General features: G+C 62.8%; 23 protein-coding genes. 8 read left to right on the forward strand and 15 right to left on the reverse strand.

What is annotated here, in order from left to right; translation table 11 throughout:
• Positions 1-62: 62 nt before the first annotated feature.
• Both D0Y60_RS10700 and D0Y60_RS10705 read right to left on the reverse strand, forming a co-directional pair.
• Positions 63-1,229, reverse strand: a complete 1,167-nt coding sequence (locus tag D0Y60_RS10700) for a glycosyltransferase family 4 protein (RefSeq protein ID WP_117369583.1) — start codon at positions 1,227-1,229, stop codon at positions 63-65.
• A 4-nt stretch (positions 1,230-1,233) separates the two neighbouring features.
• On the reverse strand, positions 1,234-1,782 hold the full coding sequence (locus D0Y60_RS10705) for a polysaccharide biosynthesis/export family protein (protein ID WP_245409152.1): 549 nt from the start codon (positions 1,780-1,782) through the stop codon (positions 1,234-1,236).
• A gap of 239 nt (positions 1,783-2,021) precedes the next feature.
• Between D0Y60_RS10705 and D0Y60_RS10710 the strand changes: the two genes are divergently transcribed.
• Positions 2,022-4,271: an exopolysaccharide transport family protein gene (locus tag D0Y60_RS10710; protein WP_117369587.1), complete on the forward strand. Its 2,250-nt coding sequence runs from the start codon at positions 2,022-2,024 to the stop codon at positions 4,269-4,271.
• Here D0Y60_RS10710 and D0Y60_RS10715 read toward each other — a convergent pair.
• From D0Y60_RS10715 to D0Y60_RS10725, 3 genes are all read right to left on the reverse strand, one after another.
• The gene (locus D0Y60_RS10715) at positions 4,268-5,530 is read right to left on the reverse strand and encodes a GNAT family N-acetyltransferase (protein ID WP_245409143.1); all 1,263 of its coding nucleotides are present in this window, start codon (positions 5,528-5,530) and stop codon (positions 4,268-4,270) included. The genes D0Y60_RS10710 and D0Y60_RS10715 overlap by 4 nt on opposite strands.
• Positions 5,531-5,719: 189 nt before the next feature.
• Positions 5,720-6,463: a metallophosphoesterase family protein gene (locus D0Y60_RS10720; RefSeq protein ID WP_117369589.1), complete on the reverse strand. Its 744-nt coding sequence runs from the start codon at positions 6,461-6,463 to the stop codon at positions 5,720-5,722.
• Between the two features lie 5 nt (positions 6,464-6,468).
• Positions 6,469-6,687, reverse strand: coding sequence for a DUF2842 domain-containing protein (locus D0Y60_RS10725; RefSeq protein ID WP_117369591.1), 219 nt, complete (start codon positions 6,685-6,687; stop codon positions 6,469-6,471).
• A 216-nt stretch (positions 6,688-6,903) separates the two neighbouring features.
• Here D0Y60_RS10725 and D0Y60_RS10730 point away from each other — a divergent pair, with 216 nt between their 5' ends.
• Positions 6,904-7,983, forward strand: coding sequence for a COX15/CtaA family protein (locus D0Y60_RS10730; RefSeq protein ID WP_117369593.1), 1,080 nt, complete (start codon positions 6,904-6,906; stop codon positions 7,981-7,983).
• Between the two features lie 3 nt (positions 7,984-7,986).
• On the opposite strand, the gene D0Y60_RS10735 is transcribed toward D0Y60_RS10730, so the two are convergent.
• The 6 genes from D0Y60_RS10735 to D0Y60_RS10760 all read right to left on the reverse strand — a co-directional run bounded on the left by D0Y60_RS10735 (position 7,987) and on the right by D0Y60_RS10760 (position 12,544).
• Complete coding sequence (locus tag D0Y60_RS10735; protein ID WP_117369595.1) at positions 7,987-8,829, reverse strand: aminoglycoside phosphotransferase family protein; 843 nt, start codon at positions 8,827-8,829, stop codon at positions 7,987-7,989.
• A complete protein-coding gene (argC, locus tag D0Y60_RS10740; protein WP_117369597.1) occupies positions 8,826-9,758 on the reverse strand; it encodes an N-acetyl-gamma-glutamyl-phosphate reductase in 933 nt (310 codons plus the stop codon). The genes D0Y60_RS10735 and argC overlap by 4 nt, the downstream gene beginning before the upstream one ends.
• Positions 9,759-9,829: 71 nt before the next feature.
• The gene (gene speB / locus D0Y60_RS10745; RefSeq protein WP_117369599.1) at positions 9,830-10,783 is read right to left on the reverse strand and encodes an agmatinase; all 954 of its coding nucleotides are present in this window, start codon (positions 10,781-10,783) and stop codon (positions 9,830-9,832) included.
• Between the two features lie 157 nt (positions 10,784-10,940).
• A complete protein-coding gene (gene rpsI, locus D0Y60_RS10750; RefSeq protein ID WP_117369601.1) occupies positions 10,941-11,417 on the reverse strand; it encodes a 30S ribosomal protein S9 in 477 nt (158 codons plus the stop codon).
• 1 nt (position 11,418) lies between these two features.
• The gene (rplM, locus tag D0Y60_RS10755) at positions 11,419-11,883 is read right to left on the reverse strand and encodes a 50S ribosomal protein L13 (protein ID WP_117369603.1); all 465 of its coding nucleotides are present in this window, start codon (positions 11,881-11,883) and stop codon (positions 11,419-11,421) included.
• Between the two features lie 229 nt (positions 11,884-12,112).
• A complete protein-coding gene (locus tag D0Y60_RS10760; RefSeq protein WP_117369605.1) occupies positions 12,113-12,544 on the reverse strand; it encodes a PaaI family thioesterase in 432 nt (143 codons plus the stop codon).
• 146 nt (positions 12,545-12,690) lie between these two features.
• Here D0Y60_RS10760 and D0Y60_RS10765 point away from each other — a divergent pair, with 146 nt between their 5' ends.
• Positions 12,691-13,512: an enoyl-CoA hydratase gene (locus D0Y60_RS10765; protein WP_117369607.1), complete on the forward strand. Its 822-nt coding sequence runs from the start codon at positions 12,691-12,693 to the stop codon at positions 13,510-13,512.
• A 1-nt stretch (position 13,513) separates the two neighbouring features.
• Here the strand turns inward: D0Y60_RS10765 and D0Y60_RS10770 are convergent, their stop codons facing one another.
• Entirely contained in the window at positions 13,514-14,350 is an 837-nt protein-coding gene (locus tag D0Y60_RS10770) for an EamA family transporter (protein ID WP_245409144.1), read from the reverse strand.
• A gap of 253 nt (positions 14,351-14,603) precedes the next feature.
• On the opposite strand from D0Y60_RS10770, the gene D0Y60_RS10775 reads away from it, so the two are divergent.
• The 4 genes from D0Y60_RS10775 (at position 14,604) to D0Y60_RS10790 (ending at position 17,348) form a co-directional block, all read left to right on the forward strand.
• Positions 14,604-15,041, forward strand: coding sequence for a CoA-binding protein (locus D0Y60_RS10775; protein WP_117369611.1), 438 nt, complete (start codon positions 14,604-14,606; stop codon positions 15,039-15,041).
• 65 nt (positions 15,042-15,106) lie between these two features.
• The gene (locus D0Y60_RS10780) at positions 15,107-15,535 is read left to right on the forward strand and encodes a CoA-binding protein (protein WP_117369614.1); all 429 of its coding nucleotides are present in this window, start codon (positions 15,107-15,109) and stop codon (positions 15,533-15,535) included.
• A 117-nt stretch (positions 15,536-15,652) separates the two neighbouring features.
• A complete protein-coding gene (locus D0Y60_RS10785; RefSeq protein WP_117369616.1) occupies positions 15,653-16,936 on the forward strand; it encodes an O-acetylhomoserine aminocarboxypropyltransferase in 1,284 nt (427 codons plus the stop codon).
• Between the two features lie 67 nt (positions 16,937-17,003).
• Positions 17,004-17,348, forward strand: coding sequence for a cupin domain-containing protein (locus D0Y60_RS10790; protein WP_117369618.1), 345 nt, complete (start codon positions 17,004-17,006; stop codon positions 17,346-17,348).
• Here the strand turns inward: D0Y60_RS10790 and D0Y60_RS10795 are convergent.
• Positions 17,345-17,809 (reverse strand): MarR family winged helix-turn-helix transcriptional regulator, encoded by a 465-nt coding sequence (locus tag D0Y60_RS10795; protein WP_117369620.1) that lies wholly within the window; start codon positions 17,807-17,809, stop codon positions 17,345-17,347. The two genes, D0Y60_RS10790 and D0Y60_RS10795, sit on opposite strands and share 4 nt — an antisense overlap.
• A gap of 106 nt (positions 17,810-17,915) precedes the next feature.
• On the opposite strand from D0Y60_RS10795, the gene D0Y60_RS10800 reads away from it, so the two are divergent.
• Positions 17,916-18,713: an SDR family oxidoreductase gene (locus D0Y60_RS10800; RefSeq protein ID WP_117369623.1), complete on the forward strand. Its 798-nt coding sequence runs from the start codon at positions 17,916-17,918 to the stop codon at positions 18,711-18,713.
• Positions 18,714-18,716: 3 nt separating this feature from the next.
• Here D0Y60_RS10800 and D0Y60_RS10805 read toward each other — a convergent pair whose 3' ends face one another.
• Both D0Y60_RS10805 and ggt read right to left on the reverse strand, forming a co-directional pair.
• Entirely contained in the window at positions 18,717-19,961 is a 1,245-nt protein-coding gene (locus D0Y60_RS10805; RefSeq protein ID WP_199564154.1) for a cytochrome P450, read from the reverse strand.
• A gap of 72 nt (positions 19,962-20,033) precedes the next feature.
• Entirely contained in the window at positions 20,034-21,785 is a 1,752-nt protein-coding gene (gene ggt / locus D0Y60_RS10810) for a gamma-glutamyltransferase (RefSeq protein ID WP_117369627.1), read from the reverse strand.
• Positions 21,786-22,059: the final 274 nt, after the last annotated feature.

Here is a 22,059-nt window from a genome sequence, read left to right on the forward strand (position 1 = left end):
GCTATGTACCGGAGATAGCACGAAGCCCCTAAGAAACGTTTACGTGGCGTCGGCCCGACTGCTCAGGAGGCGTACCGTTTTCCGCCAGACTGCCCCGCGAGAATGTCGCGGTAGAGATCGAGAAGCGAGGCGGACATTACGGAAGCCGAGAAAGTCCTCTTGAAAGTCTCAGGCTCCGGCATGACCTTGCTTCGCCAGTCGGGATCGTTGATCGCCTGCGCCATCACGGCGGCGAGTGAATCGGCGTCGCCGGGCTGGCAGAGCGCTATGCTCTCTGAGCCGAGCACTTCCGGAATGCCGCCAACACGGCTTGCGATGACGGGCTTTTGGGCGGCAAGCGCCTCGAGCACGATATAGGGCATGGCTTCGGCGCGCGAGGGCACCACGACGTTGCGTGTCAGCGCGAAGGCATCGCGGGCGCGCATGGCCGGCATCATGGCGATGCGCCGTCCAAGTCCCCAGCGCAGCATCATGTTCTGGTATTTTTCCCTGTCCGGCCCGTCGCCGATCATCAGTGCGGAGAGCGGGCGGCCGACCAGGCGCTCGGTGCGGGCGAAGGCGTCGACGAAAACGTCCGGCCCCTTCAGATCGCGTAACATGCCGATATAGAGGAAATCGACGGAATCCTCGCGCGGATGCACGATCTCGAAGTCGCGGTCGTGAATGCCGTTATAGATGCGCTCGGCGCGCACGCTCGGCCTGCCGACCTTGGCGGTATAGGCGACACGCTCGAAATCGCAGACGAAGACCAGCGAATCGCCGAGCTTTTCCAGCAACCGTTCTGCCGTCAGGATCGAAAGGCCCGGGACGGTGCTTCGGTCATAGTGCAGGCTGCCGCCATGCGGCGAATAGAGGCGGGCTACGCAATACCTGTTGACCCGCAGGGCTGAGCCGATAAGCCGGGCAATGGCGCCGCCTTTGGCGCCGTGCCCATGCAACACATCCGGCCGCAAACTTTTGATTTCACGATAGCTCTGCCGGAACGCCCCGATGTCGCGCAGGCTGACGGCCCGGCTGATCGGCAGGCGGACCAGGCCCAGCGAAAGATAGGGGCGAATCTCATCGAACAGTTCGTCCTCGAACGAGCCGCCTGTGAGACTGTCGCAGACGATACCGACATCGTGGCCGGCCTTGGCGTGGAACTCCGCAAGATCGCGCACATGCCGGAAGATCCCGCCGATGGGCGACCGAAAGCAATGAATGATGCGCAGGGGCCCATCGTCCGCCATAGGCTCAGAACAGCCGTTCGCGCACGTAGATGGTGTCGCCGGCCAGGATCGGATCGGAGATGGAAACGCGGCCGGTGATGATTTTGCCGTTGATCTTGCGGGTCACGTCCACGTCGCCCTGATTGGCGCGCGGCGAGAAGCCGCCGGCGACCGCGATGGCGTTCTGGATCGTCATGCCAGCGACATAGCTGTACTGCCCGGCCTGACCCACTTCGCCCATGATATAGATGGAGCGGTAGCGGTCGATCTCGATGGAGACGTCGGGATCACGCAGATACCCCTGGCGCAGTTTCCCGGCGATGATGCCTTCTAGCTCCTGGAGCGTCTTGCCGCGCGCCGGCACTGCGCCAACGAGCGGGAAGGCGACATAGCCCGCCTGGTCGATCGAATAGGTGTTGCTGAGGCCGGCCTGCTCGAACACGGTGATACGCAGCCGGTCGCCGCTGTCGAGACGGTAGGGCTGGATGGTCGCCTCGTGAAAGGCCTTGGGGGCAGGGCGATACCCGCTGCAGCCGGATACGGCCGGCACAATCAGCGCCAGCACAAGCAGCATACCCTTGTTGATCGTTGCGAACGTCATTCGCTTTCCCAATCCGGAAATCAGAACTCTGACGTCCGTTATCCTTCCGTTAGGGTTAATGGCTGGTAAAGGACCGGGCAGGAACAGCGGTGAACAAGACGATTTTTCGCGAAAGAGGGGCGGGGGCCCCGAACGACAACCGACGGTAATTAACTCTTGCGTTACCATGTTTGTTTACCTTGCGGGCAAATCGTCGTGTTTGGAGTTGAGATATGTCAGGCGTTCACGAGAGCCAGCAGGATGTCGATATCGACCTTGGCGGTCTGTTCGGCGCGATCTGGCGCAACCGCATGCGCGTGCTGCTGGCAACGGTGGCCTGTGCCGGCGTAGCCTTTGTCGGCGCCAATCTCATCACGCCGAAATACAAAAGCGAGTCCCGCCTTCTCATCGAAACGCGCGAGCCGGCCTTCACGACGGGATCGGACCGCGCGCAGGGCCGCGAACAGCCGGCCTTCGACGAGCTGGGTATCGCCAGCCAGGTGCAGCTTCTCAAGTCCGCCGACCTTATCAAGCAGGTCGCGCGCAATATGAAGCTTCATGAGCAGGAGGAATTCGACGCGGCCGCCAAGCCGTCGGCGATTTCCGATCTGCTGGTGCTGCTGGGCGTGAAGAAGAACCCGCTCGACTTGGCGCCGGAAGAGCGCGTGCTGAAGGAGTTCAACGACAAGCTCACCGTCTATCAGGTGGAGAAGTCGCGCGTCATCGCCATCGAGTTCACGTCGAGGGACCCGGCACTCGCCGCCGCCATTCCCAACCAGATGGCCAAGGTCTATCTCTCGCTGCAGAGCGGCGCCAAGCTCGATACCAATTCCGAGGCGACGCGCTGGCTGGAGCCTGAGATTGCCAACCTGCGCGAGAAGGTGCGCGAGGCCGAGCAGAAGGTCGCCGAATACCGCTCGCAATCCGATCTCCTGCCGACGGGGGAAAATTCCACCTTCGCGGTGCGTCAGCTGAATGATATTTCCACAGAACTGACTCGGGTGCGCGGCGAGCGCGCCACGGCGGAGGCGCGGGCCGAAAGCGTGCGCTCTGTCCTGAAGAATGGCGGTGCGCCGGATACGCTAAGTGAAGTCGTGGGCTCGCAGATGATCCAGCGCCTGAAGGAAAACGAGGCGCAGATCCAGGGTCAGATTTCCGACCTCTCGACCTCGCTGCTCGAAGGGCATCCACGCCTGAAGGGCCTGCGCTCGCAGCTTGTCGGCATCCGTATGCAGATCAAGTCGGAAACGCAGAAGATTCTCTCCAGCCTCGAAAACGAGGCAAAGACGGCGCGGCTGCGTGAAAGCCAACTCACGCAGCAACTCAACACCGTGAAGGCCGATACGGCGCGCGCCGGAGAGGACGAGGTGGGCCTGAAGGCGCTGGAGCGGGAAGCGACGGCGCAGCGCCAGCTTCTCGAAACCTATCTCGCGCGCTACCGCGAGGCGACCTCGCGCACAGACAGTAATTCGACCCCGGCCGATGCCCGCGTCATTTCCGCCGCCGTCGAACCGACCGAAGTTGATTTCCCGAAGATCATTCCGATCACCATCGTCGGTGGTGTGGCAGGCTTTGCGCTGAGTGCCATCGTCATCCTGCTTGCCGAGCTGTTCAGCGGCCGCGCCCTGAAGCCTGTCGGCGGTGTTGCCGCGGCATCGATACGTCGACGCGAGGAAGAAGAGGGGATCGAGGCGGAACCTGCTGCGGCGGTTGTCGTGGTCGAGCCCGCCGTCCGCAAGGTGCCGGTCAGCCGCATCGATCCCGGCGCCGTCAAGGACATCCACGCGCCTGCAAAATCTCTCCTGTCCGGCATCGAGCCGGAAGAAGACGAGGAAGAAGAGGACGAAAGCCCGCGTTCCTCGCTGGTCGATGCCTTCGAAGAGGAAAGCGATTTCTCGGTAGCCGCGGTCGCGCGCCACATGATCGACAACAACATTTCTGTGGCGATCTCCGTCTCGCCTTCCGGTGACAGCGGCTCGACGGCAACCGTCATGCTGGCCCGCCGCATTGCGGAAGAACACCGCAAGACCCTGATCATCGACCTCACCGGCTCGGCCTGTCCGACGCGCCTGATGGCACAGTCGACCCACGTGCCCGGCATTACCGACCTTCTGGTCGGCGACGCGGCCTTCAGCGAGATCATTCACGGGGACCGCCTGTCGGACGCGCATATCATTCCGCGCGGCAATGCCAACATCAAGCGCGCCATGCGCGGAATCGACCGCCTGTCGATGGTGATCGATTCGCTGTCGGATGCCTATGATACCGTGATCGTGGAATGCGGCCCGGCGGAAGTCGAGGGCGTGCGTCGCCTGACGCGCGGCCGGGAGACGGATATCATCCTTTCAATCCCGGATGCGGACGAAGATGCGATCGTCGATCTGATCGGTGCCTTCGGCGAGGCCGGTTATACCGAGATCGTGCTGATGACCGGCGAAGAGGGCGAACCGCCGCGCTATCCCGGCCACAGGGCCGCGGCTTAGTCTGCTTCTTCCGTGCGGATGAATTCCGTCTTGCCGGAGCGGAGGCGTTGCAGGAAGGCATAGACCTGCGGGTTCTGCTTGATGATGCGCTTGGCGCCGGCTTTTGCCCGGTGCACGGCAGCGATGGCGGTGCCTGCGACAGTGGTCGGCCAGAGCAGATCGTGCTGCGCTGTCTCGATCGTGCACCAGGAGCGCTTGTAGGGCTGGTCGCCGATGCCGAAATCGAACAGGCGCACGCCTTCGCCGCAAAGTTTGCGAATCGCCAGATAGAACAGGAATTCGCCGGGGCTGGCCTCGGCGGCGATCGTATCGTCGATCGAGCCGAACTGGCAGATCACATGATCGCCCTTGCGCGACAGGCCGGCAATCGCGACGATCCGGCCGTCGTTCTCACCCTTGAGGCGCACGGCGTGAAGCTGGAGCGGATAATTGCCATCAACGGCGGGCACCGCGACCAGCGTTCGGAAGAAGTTGCGCGTCTCCACGTTGCGAAAGACATCCGGCAGGCCCATCGTGTCGAAGCGGGCCGCCTTCTGGCGGAAGAAGACCTCGAGCAGCGCGCGGCAATCCCCGGCATTCTCCGCCACGACATGCTCGTAACCGCCGAGTAATTCCAGCCGGCGTTCGGACGTGCGGAATTTCTTGCGGCGGCGCTTGGCATTGACCTGCGCCAGCGTACGCTCGAAATCTTCGAAGAGTTCGAGCTGGAAGGCGGCGTTCTGGTTCAGTGTTGCGGGCAGGTCAGCGAAGGAATTCGTCTCACCGCGCCAGCCGAGTGGCACCTTTTCCAGCATGAAGAGATCGACATAACGCGAAAACTGACTGCGCGCCTGCTCCAGCGCCTGACGCAGGCGCGGCGGAGCGGCAAGGAAGCGGAATTCCTCGGTATAGAGGCCGGTATTGATGTTGCTGAACGCCGTGCCGAGGAAACGCGCGGTGCGCACCGGGCCGTGACGCTTGATTTCGAGAGGGAGGATCAGATGCGTCTTGCCGCCGACAAAACCTTCGACGATCAGGAGCTTGCAGGCATGGGTCTCGGCCCAGGCATGGCACCAGTCGTAGCTCTGGTGGAGCGACAGGTTGTTATCGGCCTCCAGCGCGCGCCACTGGGCTTCCAGCGGCTCCATGCGGTCGTGCAGGCGCAGCGAAAGGGGAACGACGGAAGGCGTGCGCCCCTCATCGGCAACGCTTCCCAAATACCGGGCCGCAAGCTCGCGCTCGGACGGCATGATCTGGAAATTGAGTTGCATCGCTCCCATGGTGTCGCCTTTGTGCACCTGCGCGGCTGTATTGCCACATCAAACACAATAGCTACTAGGCTTGCGCAAAAGGTTTAAATCCAGTGCTCCCGCGGCACATGCCCGGGGAATTTGGCCGGCGCGGTTAGCAATCTCATAACGAAAATCCGAAAAGCCGAACGTTCGTGGTGGTCGGTCGACGCCAGACCATCAGCGCAGCCAGCCGGTGGCAAGCGCACTCGCCCAGGCAAGCTCGCCGCGGTTTTCCGCCAAGCGGGCCATGGCCATGTGATCGTAGTCCACGAGATGAAACGTGGCGTCCCAGCGATCGCCGTGGCGCTCGATCACGGCATAACGCGCATGGGGCGTACCTGTTTCGACCTTGTGCGGCACCGGTTCGTCGTCATCATAGGCTGGCGAACCGACGCTACCAGGATTGACGACCAGACGGCCGTCGCGCAAGCGCACGGCGCGCGCGATGTGGGTATGGCCGCAGAGAAGGACAGGGGGGGCGATGCTGCCGGCCAGCGCCTCGATCCGCTCGATCGCGGAAAGCTGCATCACGCCTTCGCCAGAGGGTTCATCGAGCCAATAGGTGGTGTCGGTCTCTGGTGTGCCGTGGCACAGAAAGACGCTGTCTGCAACGAGATGGGTCGGGGGCAGCTGGCTCAGCCAATTCAGGTGGCGCGGGGCGAGCTGCGCGTGCGCCCTGCGGTCCCAGCTTCCCATGGTGTCGGGCTGTTTTTCGAGGAGCCAGCGGTCGTGGTTGCCGGCGATGCAGGCGATATCGGCGCGCGACAGCAGGATGTCGGCGGTGCGGCCGGCGTTGAGGGCGCCACTCAGGTGATCGCCTAGATTGACGATCTTGCGGATGCCCCGGCGATCGATATCCGCCAGCACGGCTTCCAGTGCGAGATCATTACCATGGATGTCCGCAATCACTGCAATACGCATTGCCTTCAATCCTCGCGCGGCTTCACCGGCTTTTCCATCCACTTGATGATCAGCATGGCGGGCAGGATCCAAAGCAGGCCCGTCACCGTGAAATAGAGAAGGTGGATATACCAGGGCGACGCGCCGAGCGTGGCGGAGGCGACGGTGGTGGCGACAAGTGCATAGAACAGCACGAGGATGATGATCAGCACCGTTCCGATCAGTTTTCGCAGGCGAGGGGGCATAGTCGGTCTTTCGATCTCAGGGATGGCATTGCCAAGCCCCGCAGGGGCGCGACGGCATGCCGCAAAGCTTCGGGCCTTGTTTTGCACGGCCCGGTCAGGCAAATCAACGCCGGAGCAAGACCTGTAAAAGCGCAAAACGCGGTTTTGCAGGCATGACTGCCGGGACCATAGGCCTGAAACAGCCGAAAACGCCGTTTCGGGAAAGGAGCAGAGACGATGAGCGCGACCACCGCGACCGCATACCGCAGCAACGACGGCACGGACAGGACGGACCGCAACCGCCGCCAGGTGCGCCGGTGGCTGGGCTTCGTGCTGTTCACGCTCTTCGTGCTGGTGCTCGTCGGCGGCGCGACGCGTCTGACCGAATCCGGCCTGTCGATCACGGAATGGAAGCCGATTCACGGTGTCATCCCGCCGATCACCGCTCAGGAGTGGGAGGAGGAGTTCGACCTCTACAAGCGCATTCCGCAATATGAGCAGATCAACAAGGGCATGACGGTCGATGAATTCAAGACGATCTTCTGGTGGGAATGGGCGCATCGCCTGATCGCGCGCTCCATCGGCTTCGTCTTCGCCGTGCCGCTCGCCTTCTTCCTCCTGACCGGCCGCATCGAAAAGAAGCTGCGCTGGCCGCTCGTCGGCCTTTTGGCGCTCGGCGGCTTCCAGGGTTTTATCGGTTGGTGGATGGTGTCGTCCGGCCTTGCGGAGCGGGTCTCCGTCAGCCAGTACCGGCTCGCCACGCATCTCACGATCGCCTGTCTGATCTTCGCCTGGACCATGTGGCTGATGCGGGCGCTCTCGCCGCATAGCGACGACGCGGCCCCCACGCGCAGTTCCCGCCGCATGGCCGGCATCATCGCCTGCATGGCAATCTTCCAGATCTATCTCGGCGCATTGGTCGCCGGCCTCGATGCCGGTCTTTCCTACAATACCTGGCCGTTGATGGACGGCAGCGTCGTGCCTGGCGGGCTCTTCCTCCAACAGCCCTGGTGGATCAACCTCTTCGAGAACCCGAAGACCGTGCAGTTCGTGCACCGCCTCGGCGCCTATGTGCTGTTCACGCTCGTCGTGATCCACCTGATCTCGTCGCTGCGCGCCGCACCTGAAACGACGCACACGCGCCGCGCCCTAGTGCTGTTCGGCCTCGTCTGTCTCCAGGCGACGATCGGCATCCTGACGCTGGTCTGGCAGGTGCCGCTCGGCTGGGCGCTGGCGCATCAGGGCGGGGCGCTTGTCGTGCTCGGCTTTGCGGTGGCGCATTGGCGCGGTTTTTACGGCGAATATCCGCGGGACTGAAGATCAGGCCTGTTTGAGGACATTCCGGATGGCGGCGGCAACGGCGAGTTCGTTGTCGCGTTCCTCCGCGTTGTCATCCTCGTCATGCCAGGCGGCAGATAGGCAGCCATAGGCGAAACCGTAGCGCAGGAGGGTGCGGACGTCGCGCCCGAGCGTTTCGGCAAAAATCTCCGCCATTGCGGCGATCCGCTCCTCGCTGCGGGTAAGGTCGAAGCGGTCGAGCGGGTTTGAGAACATGTTGGCGACATCGAGCGCCGCATCGCCGATCAATCCGGCGGGGTCGATGATCAGCCAGCCGCGTAGGCCGTGGACGATGTTTTCGTGATGCAGGTCGCCATGCAGCGGCTTGATGTCCCGCTGATCCGCAAGCAGCATCTCGGCGAATTCAGCCGCCTCTGAATATGGACCTGGAATGCCTGCTCTACGGTCGCGTTCGGCTTTGCTGAACAGGCTTGAAAAATACCGCTCTAGCGGTTGCAGGCTTGCGGGCGGTGGCGTGTCGGACGGACGGTGATACTCCCGCAGCACCTCGGCAGCGATGCGTGTGGCATCTTCGTCTCCGTGGGCTTCCAGGTGGTCCCGCAAGGTCGTCTTGCCGGCATGCTCCATCAGCAGCATGTCGCCTGAGCGAGCGAGCAATTGCACGCAGCCGATGCCGTCGCGCCAGGTCAGAAAATCCGCACCGCGCAGGCTGTCGTCCAGCGCTTTCGGCTTGAGCCGTTTGACGATGGCGTGAGTGCCATCGGCAAGCGTCACCGCATATACGGTTCCCACCACCGTATCGGCGTTCTGGCTGGCGCTTTCGATCCGCCATTCTGCCGGGAAGGAGAGAGCGTTAAAGCTCATCCCTTCAGCATCAAATCCATGTTCTGCACAGCCGCACCCGAAGCACCCTTGCCGAGATTGTCGAGCAGGGCGACGAGATTGACATGCGGGCTGCCTGCGGTGCCGAAGACATAGAGCTTCATGCGGTCCGTATCGGCCAGCTCCACGGCATTGACGCGGGCGAGGTTGGCACTTTCCTTGAGATCGACGACCTCGACGATCTCCTGACCGGCATAATGGTCGGCCAGTGCAGCATGAATCGAGCCGAGCGAGGCGTGGTCGTTGAGATCGGCGAGATAGAGCGGCACCTGCACGATCATGCCCTGCGGGAATTTTCCGACGGAGGGCGAGAAAATCGGCGCGCGGTCGAGAAGGCCGTGCACCTGCATTTCCGGCACGTGCTTGTGCTTGAGCGTCAGGCCGTAGAGGAAGTGCGGCGCATCGATATGCTCGGGATGATTTTCATCCTCCATCTGCGCGATCATCTGCTTGCCGCCGCCGGTATAGCCGGAGACTGCGTTGACCGTGACCGGATAATCCTGCGGAAGCAGGCCGGCGAGGCGCAGCGGCCGAATAAGGCCGATGGCGCCCGTCGGGTAGCAGCCGGGATTGGCGACATAGCGCGCATCCGCGATCTTCTTCGGCTGCGCCTTGTCCATCTCGGCAAAGCCATAGGCCCAGTCCGGGTGGACGCGGTGCGCCGTCGAGGTGTCGATGATGCGAACGGAATTGTTGCCCGAGACCATCGCGACGGCTTCCTTCGCCGCATCGTCCGGCAGGCAGAGGATGGCGACGTCGGCGCTGTTCAAGAGGTCTTCGCGCAGCTGCGCATTGCGGCGCTCGGCTTCCGGAATGGACAAGAGTTCCACATCGTCGCGGCCGGCCATGCGGGTACGGATCTGCAGACCCGTCGTGCCGTGTTCGCCATCGATGAAGATCTTCGGTTTCATCTCTCGTCCAATCCTGTTTTTGCCTTCGCGGCGGATATAGCCCCTTGCCCTGTCGTATTCAACGCCGTGTTTCAGCGTCGCTCCGCCAGCGCTTCGGCATGCAGGCCGAGCATATACATGGCGATATTGGAGGCGGCGATGGCGGTGATGTCGGCATGGTCGTAGGCCGGCGCGACTTCGACGACATCCGAACCGACGATGTTGAGCGCGCCGAGCTTGCGCAGCACCGAGAGGATGCGCGCGCTCGTCGGGCCGCCGGAGACCGGCGTGCCGGTGCCGGGCGCAAAGGCCGGGTCGAGGCAATCGATATCGAAGGTGAGATAGGTCGGCTTGTCGCCGACATGGTGGATGATCGCATCGGCGAGTTGGCCGGCATTCATCTCCTCCACGTCATAACCGTAGAGAATGCGGATACCGCAATCCTCGGGCGCGTGGGTGCGGATACCGATCTGGATCGACGTCTCGGGATCGATCAGGCCTTCGCGCACGGCCGTGCCGACGAAGGAGCCGTGGTCGATGCGACCCTTCTCGTCGGCCCAGGTGTCCTGATGCGCGTCGAACTGCACGAGGGAGAGGGGGCCGTATTTTTCCGCATGGGCGCGCAAGAGCGGCAGCGTGATGAAATGGTCGCCGCCGAGCGTCAGCATATAGGCGCCGGATTTCAAGATCTTCTTCGCCTCGCGCTCGATCGTGCCGGGCGTCTTCGAATGGTTGCCGTAGTCGAGCAGGCAGTCGCCGTAGTCGATGACGGCCATGTCCTCGAACAGGTCGCGCTCGAAGGGATATTGCGGATCGTTGTCCATGATGGCGGAGGCGCGGCGGATCGCCTGCGGCCCGAAACGCGTGCCGGGGCGGTTGGAGGTGGCGGCATCGAATGGAATGCCCCAGACGACCGCATCGACATCCTTCAGCACCTTGGTGTAACGCCGGCGCATGAAGGACAGGATGCCCGCATGGGTCGGGTCAGAGGCCGCGCTCTTCAGCGTCTTGCCGGTGATGGCGTGGTCGATCGTCTTGTTGGCCATGAAAGTCCCTCCAGAGCATTTCCAGCAAAAAATGCGCAAACAAAAATGTGGCGGGACGTTCGCCAATCGGCTTGCGCAAGGCAAGGGATTTTTGCGCGCCCAAAACAAAAAAGGCCGGGGCGAACCCCGGCCTTTCCTGAACCAAATGTCCGAGCGATTAACGCTTGGAGAACTGGAACGAACGACGGGCCTTGGCCTTGCCGTACTTCTTGCGTTCGACGACACGCGAGTCGCGCGTCAGGAAGCCGCCCTTCTTCAGGACCGAGCGCAGGCCCGGCTCGAAGTAGGTCAGTGCCTTGGAGATGCCGTGACGAACGGCACCGGCCTGGCCGGACAGGCCGCCGCCGGCAACGGTCGCGTCGATGTCGAACTGGCCGTCACGGGCAGCTGCGACGATCGGCTGCTGCAGGATCATCTGCAGGACCGGGCGTGCGAAGTAGGCTTCGTACGACTTGCCGTTGATGGTGATCTTGCCGGAGCCCGGCTTGACCCACACGCGGGCGACAGCGTCCTTGCGCTTGCCGGTGGCGTAGGAACGGCCCTGGGCGTCAACCTTCTTGACGTGAACCGGGGCGGAAGCGGCCGGAGCTGCAGCGGCGACGCCGAGGTCCTTGAGCGAGGAGAGGTCGGCCATATCAGGCGCTCCTTGTGTTCTTGCTGTTCAGCTTGGCGACGTCGAGAGCGACGGGCTGCTGGGCTTCATGCGGGTGGTTCGAGCCGGCGTAAACGCGCAGGTTCTTCATCTGGCGACGGCCGAGCGGGCCGCGCGGAACCATGCGCTCGACTGCCTTCTCGAGAACGCGCTCCGGGAAGCGGCCTTCGATGATCTGGCGAGCCGTACGCTCCTTGATGCCGCCCGGGTAACCGGTGTGCCAGTAGTACTTCTTGTCGGAGTACTTCTTGCCGGTGAACACGACCTTGTCGGCGTTGATCACGATGATGTTGTCACCGTCATCGACGTGGGGCGTGAAGGTGGCCTTGTGCTTGCCGCGCAGGCGGTTTGCGATGAGGGTAGCGAGACGACCGACAACGAGGCCTTCGGCGTCGATGAGGATCCACTGCTTCTCTACCTCGGCGGGCTTCTGTACGAAAGTACCCATGGGAGTAGCTCTTTCTTTAGGGTCCCGAAGCCTTGTGGGCTTGGGCGCTTCTTGTTGCTTGGTTTGACCCCTTGCAGGTGCCAAAAATCGAACGCGCCCCGTGGGGAGCGCGATCTGGGGCGGTGTATAAGTGAGACATGGCGGAGCGTCAAGGGATGTCATTCCGACGACGTCAAGAATAATCAAGCAAAAACAATAGCTTGCCTTTGAGGTATTTCAATACCGCAAATTATTGCGGCGGAATCGAATAGGTCGCGGTCGCATGCGCAACCAGATCTGCCTCGTCTGCACCAAAAATGGAGGCTTCCACGACGGCCAGCCGTTTGCCGAGCTTGAGGATCCGGCAGGTGCACGAGAGGGGGCCGGGCTCGGGCTTGCGCAGGAAATTGATGTTGAGATTGGTGGTAACAGCGAGCGCCACCGGGCCGATATGCGCGAGCACCGCACACCATGCGCCGACATCGGCCAGCGCAAAGAGGGTAGGGCCGGAAATCGTGCCGCCGGGGCGCAGGTGCCGCTCATTGGGCTCAAGCCGCATGGTGATTGTGCCGGGACCGACCGTCATCACCTCGAACACCTTGCCATCCGTATGAAGCTGCGGAAAGTCGGCTTCGAGGAAGCGGTTCAGCGCTTCCGGGCTCATGATCGGCGTCAGGTCCATTGCATGTCTCTCCATTGCGCCGTTTACAGACCGATTTTCCCGCTGCCGCAAGCCCTCTGAAAGTCTATGCCCCTCATCTCGGTGTGTTCTTGAAACGATCTCGCGCGCGGCGTAGGACCGCGGGTGACGCAAAGATGGAGGCAGATATGGCTGACGTGGTGGAATTCCGGAAAGACGGATCGGGCGCTCTGGTGCGAGTGGAAAGAGCCGAACCGATCCTGCGGATAACGTTGAACAATCCACCGGCAAACGCGCTTTCCATCGCCACGATGGAGGCGCTCGGCGAGGCATTGGATGCCGCTGCGAAGGATGATGCGATCCGCATCGTCGTGCTGGCTTCCACCGGCAAGGTCTTTTCCGCCGGCCATGACCTCAAGGAGATGACCGCGCACCGAGCGGATGCCGATGGCGGCCGCGCCTTCTTCGAAAGGACCATGCGCATGGCGGCGGATATCATGCTGAAGATCGCCGCGCTTCCGCAGCCTGTCGTCGCCGAGATCGACGGTCTCGCCACCGCCGCCGGCTGCCAGCTTGTCGCCAGCTGCGATCTGGCGATCTGCACTGATACCTCGACCTTCTGCACGCCGGGCGTCAATATCGGTCTGTTCTGCTCGACTCCGATGGTCGCCGTTATCAGGGCCGCGCACCCCAAGCAGGCGATGGAGATGCTCCTGACCGGCGAAACCATCGACGCCTCCACAGCGAAGGATTTCGGCCTCATCAACCGCATCGTGCCGCAGCAATATCTGCGCCAGGTCGTCGACAAATACGCCGCCGTCATCGCCGCGAAATCCCCGCAGGCGCTGCGCATCGGTAAAGCCGCCATCCGCGCCCAGGCGGGCCTGTCGGTGGCGGAGGCCTATGACGTCGCGGTCGCGACGATGGTGGAGAACATGATGGCGGATGATGCCAAGGAAGGCATTGGCGCGTTTTTGAACAAGCGCATGCCGGAGTGGGATCGCAAATAGTTCAGGCCAGCTTGAGCACCAGCACGCCGCAGGCAATCACCGCCCCCGCCACATAGCGCCAGATGCTCGCCGTCTCCTTGAGGATGAACACCGAGATCAGCAGTGCGAAGAGAATGGCGGTTTCGCGCAGCGCCGCGACGGTGGCGACCGGGGCCTTGGTCATCGCCCAGAGCGCGAGGCCATAGGATGCGATGGAGCCGGCGCCGCCGAAGAGGCCGCGCGCCCAGTTGCGGCGAACATGGGTCCAGACGGTGGTGATGCCGCGGCGGTAGATCGCCCAGGCGAACAGCAGCACGGGCGGCAGGAGCGCCATCCAGAGCGTGTAGGAGACGGCATTGCCGGAGGCGCGCGCGCCCGCACCGTCCACAAAGGTATAGGTAGCGATGACGATGGCGTTTGCCAGCGCCAGCAGGATGGCGTGACGGCCGCCGTGGCGCGATTCGAAGGCGAGCGTCAGCACACCCGCCGAGATGACGAGCACGCCGATCATCGCCGTCGTGGTCAGGTGTTCGCCGAGCACCACTCCGCTCGTCATGGCGACGAGGAGGGGCGCGGTGCCGCGCATCAGCGGATAGACGAGCCCGATATCGCCGGCCCGGTAGGCGCCCGCCACCAGCTGGAAATAGGCGAATTGCAGGAATGCCGAGACGAAGATGAACGGCCACGCCTCCGGCTTCGGCAGCGGCACGAAGGGCAGGAAGACCAGGCCGACGGCGCCGGCGCCGAGCGCGACCATCGCCGCATCCAGCGACTTGTCCGTGCCGGCCTTGACGATGGCATTCCACGTCGCATGCAGGGCCGCGCCGAACAGCACGAGAAAGAGAACGTCTAACGGCAATCTGGGACCTCGGAGGGGCAGGCGGGCGGGACGGGGAGTGATGTCTTCATCTGCCCAAAAACGCTGATTGGCAATCGGCATTTTTTGCGAAAATCGTGCTGGCAGGCGGCAAACACGCCGGGAATGATCCGATTTGGCACAATCGGCGGCCGGAAGCGGGCAAACGCGCGATCGTCTTGTTTAAGGTTCTGCGTTAGAATGAAGTTGCAAAAGAGAAGTGAGAGACGGTCTCAAACGCCCGGAGGAGGCTGAGATGAACCACGATCGCTATCCCGACAGCTACATCCGCAACATCCTGTCATCCGTTCACACCATTGCTGTGCTTGGCGCCTCGCCGAATGACAGCAGGCCGAGCCATGGCGTGATGGGTTTCCTGCTCGGCAAGGGATATCGCGTTATTCCGGTCAATCCCGGCCATGCCGGCAAGACCATTCTTGGGCAGACTGTCTACGCGCATCTCGCGGACCTTCCCGAAGCCATCGATATGGTCGATATTTTCCGGGCCGCGAACCAGTTTGATAGCGTCGTCGACGAGGTTCTGGCGATGAAGCCGATGCCGAGAGTGCTCTGGGGGCAGTTCTCCGTTCGCGACGACGCCGCGGCGGCCCGCGCTGAGGCAGCAGGCATCCAGGTTGTCATGGATCGCTGCCCGGTGACGGAATATCCGGTGCTGATGCTCAAGGCGTCCTGACGACTGTCAAATATTGACATCACGCAACGTTACCCCAATTCTCCCCGGAGAAACGGGACAGCGCCATGAACCACGATTCCTATCCGGACTATTATATCGCCGACATTCTACGCTCGACGAAGGTGATTGCGCTGGTCGGTGCGTCGCCCAACCCGGAGCGCCCGAGCCATCGGGTCATGGCTTTCCTGCTGCGCAAGGGCTATCGAGTCATTCCCGTCAATCCCGGCCAGGCCGGTAAGGAAATTCTCGGTCAGCCGGTCGTCGCGCGCCTTGCCGATATCGTGGAGCCGATCGACATGGTCGATGTGTTTCGCGCGGCGGATGCGCTGCCGGATCTCGTGGACGAGATTCTGGCGCTTTCTCCGCTGCCGAAGACGATCTGGGGCCAGCTTTCCGTGCGTCACGACGCGGCCGCGGCAAAGGCGGAAGCTGCCGGCATCAAGGTGGTGATGGACCGCTGCCCGGCCATCGAATATCCGCGCCTCGTCGCCTGAGGATTTCCGGTTTCGCAAAGCGCTTTGTCGCACCGGCGCTTTTGCGGAAAATCTTTCTTTGACCGGCCCTTAGCTCTCTGAAATAGTGCCCCGACTTTAGCCAGGGAGGGTCATTTCATGACGAAGAACAAGCCAGGATTTTCCACGCTCGCCATTCACGCCGGCGCCCAGCCGGACCCGACGACCGGTGCGCGCACGACGCCGATCTACCAGACGACCAGCTTCGTCTTCAACGACACCGATCACGCCGCCTCGCTCTTCGGCCTGCAGGCCTTCGGCAATATCTATACCCGCATCATGAACCCGACGCAGGCGGTGCTCGAAGAGCGCGTCGCTGCCCTTGAAGGCGGTACGGCCGCACTCGCCGTCGCCTCGGGCCATGCCGCCCAGCTCCTCGTCTTCCATACGATCATGCGTCCGGGCGACAATTTCATTGCGGCGCGCCAGCTTTACGGCGGTTCGGTCAACCAGTTCGGCAATGCCTTCAAGAGCTTCGACTGGCACGTGCGCTGGGCCGATACCGCCGATCTCGCAAGCTTCGAAAGCCAGATCGACGACAAGACCAAGGCGATCTTCATCGAGAGCCTGGCCAATCCCGGCGGCACCTTCGTCGATATCGCCGGCATTGCCGAAGTGGCCCATCGCCACGGCCTGCCGCTCATCGTCGACAACACCATGGCCACGCCCTATCTCGTGCGCCCGCTGGAACATGGCGCCGATATCGTCGTGCATTCGTTGACCAAGTTCATGGGCGGCCACGGCAATTCCATGGGCGGCGTCATCGTCGACGGCGGCACCTTCGACTGGACGGCATCGGGCAAGTATCCGGCCCTCTCCGAGCCGCGCCCGGAATATGCCGGCATGGTTCTGCATGCCACTTTCGGCAATTTCGCCTTCGCGATCGCCTGCCGCGTGCTTGGCCTGCGCGACTTCGGTCCCGCCATCTCGCCGTTCAACGCGTTCCAGATCCTCAACGGCATCGAGACGCTGCCGCTTCGGATGCAGCGCCACTCCGACAACGCGCTTGCGGTGGCCAAGTGGCTGAAGTCCAACGACAAGATCGCCTGGGTCAACTATTCCGGCCTCGAGGACCATGCCAACCACGCGCTGCAGCAGCGCTATTCGCCGAAGGGCGCGGGCGCCGTCTTCACCTTCGGCCTGAAGGGCGGCTACGAGGCGGGCAAGCGCTTCGTCGAAGGGCTGGAAATGCTGTCGCACCTCGCCAATATCGGCGACACGCGCTCGCTGGTCATCCACCCGGCCTCCACCACGCACCGCCAGCTCTCGGAAGAGCAGCAGGTGGCCGCCGGTGCCGGTCCCGACGTCGTTCGCCTGTCGATTGGCATCGAGGACGCCGCCGACATCATTGCCGATATCGAACAGGCCTTGGCCAAGGCCTGATTTCGGAAATTTCCCTATGGGCGGCCCTCGGGCCGCCCGTTTCACGTCAGTAAACGGATAGAAGCACATGAGCGCGGCAAAATCCTTCGACACGACTGGCGTCACCCCCGAAGAGGGCCGCCCGGCCGCCGACCGGCTGATCGCGGGCGACCCGGTCTTCACCACCTGGAACATCGAGGAAGCAGACGGCGGCATCTATGCCGGCATCTGGCAATCGACGCCGGGCAAGTGGCGCATCCAGTACGACGAATGGGAATATTTTCACATCCTCGAGGGACACTCGATCGTCGTCTCTGAAAACGGCGAAACGACCCATCTGAAAGCCGGCGACCGCCTGATCCTGAGACCCGGCTTCAAGGGAACCTGGGAAGTCGTTGAAACGACTCGCAAGGATTATGTCATCCGCGTCTAGGGTTTCGAGCGGAAGGCTTTTGCGAAATCGGGTGACGAGACGACGTCGAGCAGGTCGCGGATCTCGGACGAGCGCTCGGCGCCGAACAGGTTGTCGAAGCGCGCTTGCGCGTCGTGCCATAGCGCAAGCGCTTCCGCCTGTTTCGCGATACCCGGCGCGGTCAGCCGGACGCGCTTGACGCGCCGGTCATTCTCGTCGGGAAAAAGCTCCAAAAGCCTGTCGCGCTCCAGTGGCTTCAGCGTATGACCGAGCGCCGAAAGGTCCATCACCAGACCTTCCGCCAGGGGTTTCAAGGGCGTACCGGCTTTGCCGGCCAGCGCGATCTGCGACAGCAGGGAGAATTGCGTGCCCTTGAGGCCGCTGGGTGCAATCACATCGTCGTAGAGCTGGCCGAGCTGGCGCGCTGCCCTGCGGATCGCGCTGTTCGTGCAATGTCGCCAGACGCCTTCGATATCGCTCATTTTTCACCTCGCTCTTCTCGATAAAAATCGCGACGGACACTTGCAAGTCAAATTGGTCCTCCCAATTTAATGGCATATACCACTAATTTCAATCTGGAGACCTATCATGACCTTAACGACCACTCCTGGAACAGCGCTCGTGACCGGCGCTTCTGCTGGTATCGGCGCTACCTATGCCGACCGTCTCGCGCGCCGCGGCCATGATCTCGTGCTCGTTGCCCGCGATGGTGCGCGGCTTTCGGCGCTCGCTGAAACGCTGAAGGCGAAACACGGCGTAGCCGTCGATGTATTGCGTGCCGATCTTTCCGCGCCGGACGATCTGCGTGCCGTCGAACGGCGTATTCGGGAAGATCGGGCGATAACGATCGTGGTCAACAATGCCGGCATAGGCCCGAAGGGCGCGCTCCTGGCCGATGACATCGATTATCTCGATACGATGATCGCGCTCAACGTGACTGCCGCAAATCGTCTCGCGGTCGCCGCCGCGCAGGCCTTTACTGCGCGCGGCGAGGGCACGATCATCAACATCGCCTCGGCCGTCGCCATTGTTCCGGAAGTCTTCAACGGCGCTTATAGCGGGACCAAGGCCTTCGTGCTTGCCTTCACGCAGTCGTTAGCCCAGGAGCTTAACGGCACGGGCGTTCGCTTGCAGGCAGTGTTGCCGGGGCTGACGCGCACCGAAATATTCGACCGGGCAGGCGGCTCTGTCGAGTCGCTCGATCCCAACCGTGTCATGGACGTGGCTGATCTCGTGGACGCAGCACTTGCTGGGCTCGATCAGGGTGAACTCGTCACCATTCCGTCGCTTCCGGATCGACAGGATTGGGAAAACCTGGAGGCTACACGCCTTTCGCTTGGCCCGAACATTTCCCACAACAAGCCGGCCGCGCGCTACGCGGTCTGACCCTCACCATTCCAGTTCCAGCGCCTCCAGCCCGTGGAAGTGATAGACATCCTTCACCACGGGCTGTTTCGCGATCCTCAGGCCAGGCAGGCGCTGGAAGAGGATCGGGAGTGCGATGTTGAGCTCCAGCCTTGCCAGCGGCGCGCCGATGCAGAAATGGATGCCGGCGCCGAAGGAGAGGTTGGCGCCTTCGTTGCGATCGGGTTTGAAGGTCTGCGGATCGGAGAATTTTTTCGGATCGAGATTGGCGGCGGCCAGGATCATCGCGACCTTGTCGCCGCGGCGGAACTGGATGCCGTCCAGTTCCACGTCTTCGAGTGCGAAGCGGTCGAAGATGTGGACGGGGGCGGAGATGCGCAGGCATTCCTCCACCGTGCGCTCCGTCGTCTTGTCGTCGGCGAAGAGCACGGCCGGGTCGGCATTGTTTTCCAGGATGGTGCGCACGGCATTGCCGATCTGGTGCACCGTCGCCTCGTGGCCGGCATTGAGCAGCACGATGGTCGTGGAGATCAGCTCGTCCTCGGTCAGGAGCTGGCCGCGATGTTCGGTGTGCACCATGTGCGAGAGCAGGTCGTCGCGCGGTTCCGCGCGGCGTTCGGCAATCACGCCGCGCACGTAGTCTGAAAACTCCCGGGCCGCCTTGTCGGCGTTCAGCTCGTCTTTTTCGGTGCGGCCGAACATGTACATGCGCACATAGGCATGCGACCATTTCAGGAGCTGCGGCCCCATCTCGTCGGGAATGCCGATCATGCGGGCGATCATCGTCACCGGCAGGATATCGGCAAAGGCGGCGAGAAGCTCGACCTTGCCGTCCTTCTCGAAGCGGTCGATCGCGTCATGGCAAAGGGTCGCGATCTCAGGCGTCAGCTTCTCGATTGTGCGCGAGACGAAGGCGCGGTTGACGAGGGTGCGCAGGCGCGTGTGCTCCGGCGGTTCCAGCTCGAGCAGCGACCAGGCCTCGGCGGCGTCGAAATGCTTCAGATGCGCCTGCGGCTCGGGCATGCCGAGCTCCTCGCGCGTCGCCACATGCAGGATCTGCCGGCCGAAGCGACGGTCACGCAGGAGGCCGTTCACATGGTCGTAGCCGGTGAAATACCACATCTTCTGCTCTTCCCACCAGAAGGTGGGACAGTGCGCATGCAGCGCCGCGTAGACCGGATTCGGATCGCGGTAGAAATCGGGGTTGCGGCCGTCGAGCGAGACGCGGCGGCTGGCGGGATCGATGGAGAGGAAGGGGAGGTGTGTCATCGTCATGATGCTAAGACCTAGCGGATTTCGCCGCGCCGTGAAAGCGCGACGATCCCGTGGTCAACAGCCGCATTATTGGCCGAGCGCCACACCCTCCCGGCGGGGATCGGCAGCGCCCTTGAGGCCGTCGGCGGTGAGTTCGATGGCATGCAGGCCGGAATTCATGTCGCTTGCCTTGACCTCGTAGCCGAGCGCCTTCAGCGGTTCGGAAAACTTTTCCGCATCGGTGCCGGCTTCGAGGTCGTAGGGGCCGAAGCGGTTGATGAGGTGGGGCATGGCGACGATCTCACCGACATCCATGCCCCAGTCGATATAGGCGACGAGAGCTTGCGCGACATAGCCGATGATCTGGCTGCCGCCGGGCGAGCCGACGGCGAGCAGAGGCTTGCCGTCCTTCATCACGATGGTCGGCGACATGGAGGAGCGCGGGCGCTTTCCGGGTTCCACGCGGTTGGCGACGGGCATGCCCTCGTCGTGGGTCTTGAAGGAAAAGTCGGTCAGCTCGTTGTTGAGCAGGAAGCCGTTGGTCATCAGCCGCGAGCCGAAACCGTTCTCGATGGTCGTCGTCATAGAGACGACGTTGCCGTCCTTGTCGACGATGACGAAATGGCTGGTCGAGGGAAGTTCGATGGCTGCGTCGCGGCCGAAGTTGAAAGCGTGGTCCCATTCCGGTTTGCCCGCCGTGACGGCGTCCTTGGCCAGCGCCTTGTCGCCGTCAAGCAGCTTTGCGCGTTCGCCGAGATAGGTCTTGTCGATGAGGCCCTTGATCGGGGAGGGCACGAAATCCGTGTCGGCGAGGTAGCGTTCGCGGTCGGCGAAGGCGAGGCGCTGGGCGTCGCCGATCAGCCGCCAGCTCTCCGGATTGTCTTTGCCGAGGGCTTTCAGGTCGAAGTTTTCCAGGAGGCCGAGCATCTGGCCGATGGCGACGGCACCGGAGGACGGCGGTCCCATGCCGCAGATATCGAGCGCGCGGTAGCTGATACACACAGGCCGCCGCTCCTTGACGTGATAGTTCGCGAGATCGGCGAGCGTCAGCACGCCGGAATTCTTGCCCGACATGCGCACTGTATCGACGATCGATTCGGCGATCGGGCCGCTGTAGAAGGCCGAGGCGCCATCATTGGCGATGGCGGAGAGCGTTTCGGCATAGGCGGGGTTCTTCAGGATCGTGCCGGCCGTCAGCGGCGCGCCGTCGGCGCCGAAGAAATAGGAGGCGGTTGCCTCGAAGGTCTTGAGCTTGTCGCCCTCCGTCGCAATCAGCTTGGCAAGCCGCGGGGAAACGGCGAACCCGTCCCGTGCCAGTTTTTCAGCGGGTGAGAAGAGCTCTTTCCAGTCCTTGCGGCCCCAGCGCTTGTGCGCCTCTTGCAGCAGCATGACGGTGCCGGGCGTGCCGACGGAGCGGCCTCCGACGACGGCGTCGAAGAACTGCATCGGTTCGCCCTTGTCGTCGAGGAAAAGTTTTGGCGTGGCGTCCATGGGGGCGGTTTCGCGGCCGTCGAGGGTGAAGAGACGCTTCGCCTCCGCATCGTAATAGACGAGGAAGGCGCCGCCGCCGAGGCTGGAGGATTGCGGCTCGACGAGGCCGAGCACGGTCTGCACCGTTATCATCGCATCGATGGCGCTGCCGCCGTCCGCCAGAACCTTTTCGCCGGCCTCGGCCGCCAGCGGATGGGCGGCGGCCACCATATGCGCCTTGGCGGTCGTGATCTTCGCCGCCGCAAGGCCGGTAGCGCGCTCGGGGGATACGGTGTCGGAGGCCTGCTGGGCCGGCGCCGCCGTCGATGTCAGAACGAGAAGCCCGAGGGCTACGAGGGATCGTTTCATGGTGATTGCCTCCGCTGGGAGGCATATAGTGCGGGCAAGTGCAAAGGGGAGGCAAGACGGCGCGCGGAATTCACGCTTTCTTCACCCTGACAGCGCTTGCCTTGTGGAAATCGTCGCCCGACGTTGCGTGAGTTAACCGCATTATCGCATTGAGCGCCGCAAAACAGGACGCCGTCTTGAAGTCCAATACCCTGACACTCTATGTAGGGAGGACGAAACTTGCTGATTCCCAACGCTTGGCGAGGGTTTCAGGGCACTTGAGATGAAGGATCGA

Origin of the sequence: Shinella sp. WSJ-2 (assembly GCF_003432075.1) — a bacterium.
GTDB lineage: Bacteria > Pseudomonadota > Alphaproteobacteria > Rhizobiales > Rhizobiaceae > Shinella.

Excerpts from the sequence above, each read along its gene's own strand:
- ggt (WP_117369627.1), bottom strand. The coding sequence starts at position 21,785 with ATGAAACGATCCCTCGTAGCCCTCGGGCTTCTCGTTCTGACATCGACG.
- D0Y60_RS10785 (WP_117369616.1), top strand. The coding sequence starts at position 15,653 with ATGACGAAGAACAAGCCAGGATTTTCCACGCTCGCCATTCACGCCGGC.
- rplM (WP_117369603.1), bottom strand. The coding sequence starts at position 11,883 with ATGGGTACTTTCGTACAGAAGCCCGCCGAGGTAGAGAAGCAGTGGATC.
- D0Y60_RS10800 (WP_117369623.1), top strand. The coding sequence starts at position 17,916 with ATGACCTTAACGACCACTCCTGGAACAGCGCTCGTGACCGGCGCTTCT.
- D0Y60_RS10705 (WP_245409152.1), bottom strand. The coding sequence starts at position 1,782 with ATGCTGCTTGTGCTGGCGCTGATTGTGCCGGCCGTATCCGGCTGCAGC.
- D0Y60_RS10775 (WP_117369611.1), top strand. The coding sequence starts at position 14,604 with ATGAACCACGATCGCTATCCCGACAGCTACATCCGCAACATCCTGTCA.
- D0Y60_RS10765 (WP_117369607.1), top strand. The coding sequence starts at position 12,691 with ATGGCTGACGTGGTGGAATTCCGGAAAGACGGATCGGGCGCTCTGGTG.
- D0Y60_RS10735 (WP_117369595.1), bottom strand. The coding sequence starts at position 8,829 with ATGAGCTTTAACGCTCTCTCCTTCCCGGCAGAATGGCGGATCGAAAGC.
- D0Y60_RS10725 (WP_117369591.1), bottom strand. The coding sequence starts at position 6,687 with ATGCCCCCTCGCCTGCGAAAACTGATCGGAACGGTGCTGATCATCATC.
- D0Y60_RS10700 (WP_117369583.1), bottom strand. The coding sequence starts at position 1,229 with ATGGCGGACGATGGGCCCCTGCGCATCATTCATTGCTTTCGGTCGCCC.
- D0Y60_RS10795 (WP_117369620.1), bottom strand. The coding sequence starts at position 17,809 with ATGAGCGATATCGAAGGCGTCTGGCGACATTGCACGAACAGCGCGATC.
- rpsI (WP_117369601.1), bottom strand. The coding sequence starts at position 11,417 with ATGGCCGACCTCTCCTCGCTCAAGGACCTCGGCGTCGCCGCTGCAGCT.
- D0Y60_RS10790 (WP_117369618.1), top strand. The coding sequence starts at position 17,004 with ATGAGCGCGGCAAAATCCTTCGACACGACTGGCGTCACCCCCGAAGAG.
- D0Y60_RS10805 (WP_199564154.1), bottom strand. The coding sequence starts at position 19,961 with ATGACACACCTCCCCTTCCTCTCCATCGATCCCGCCAGCCGCCGCGTC.
- D0Y60_RS10720 (WP_117369589.1), bottom strand. The coding sequence starts at position 6,463 with ATGCGTATTGCAGTGATTGCGGACATCCATGGTAATGATCTCGCACTG.
- D0Y60_RS10780 (WP_117369614.1), top strand. The coding sequence starts at position 15,107 with ATGAACCACGATTCCTATCCGGACTATTATATCGCCGACATTCTACGC.
- D0Y60_RS10710 (WP_117369587.1), top strand. The coding sequence starts at position 2,022 with ATGTCAGGCGTTCACGAGAGCCAGCAGGATGTCGATATCGACCTTGGC.
- D0Y60_RS10715 (WP_245409143.1), bottom strand. The coding sequence starts at position 5,530 with ATGGGAGCGATGCAACTCAATTTCCAGATCATGCCGTCCGAGCGCGAG.
- D0Y60_RS10760 (WP_117369605.1), bottom strand. The coding sequence starts at position 12,544 with ATGGACCTGACGCCGATCATGAGCCCGGAAGCGCTGAACCGCTTCCTC.
- speB (WP_117369599.1), bottom strand. The coding sequence starts at position 10,783 with ATGGCCAACAAGACGATCGACCACGCCATCACCGGCAAGACGCTGAAG.
- D0Y60_RS10730 (WP_117369593.1), top strand. The coding sequence starts at position 6,904 with ATGAGCGCGACCACCGCGACCGCATACCGCAGCAACGACGGCACGGAC.
- argC (WP_117369597.1), bottom strand. The coding sequence starts at position 9,758 with ATGAAACCGAAGATCTTCATCGATGGCGAACACGGCACGACGGGTCTG.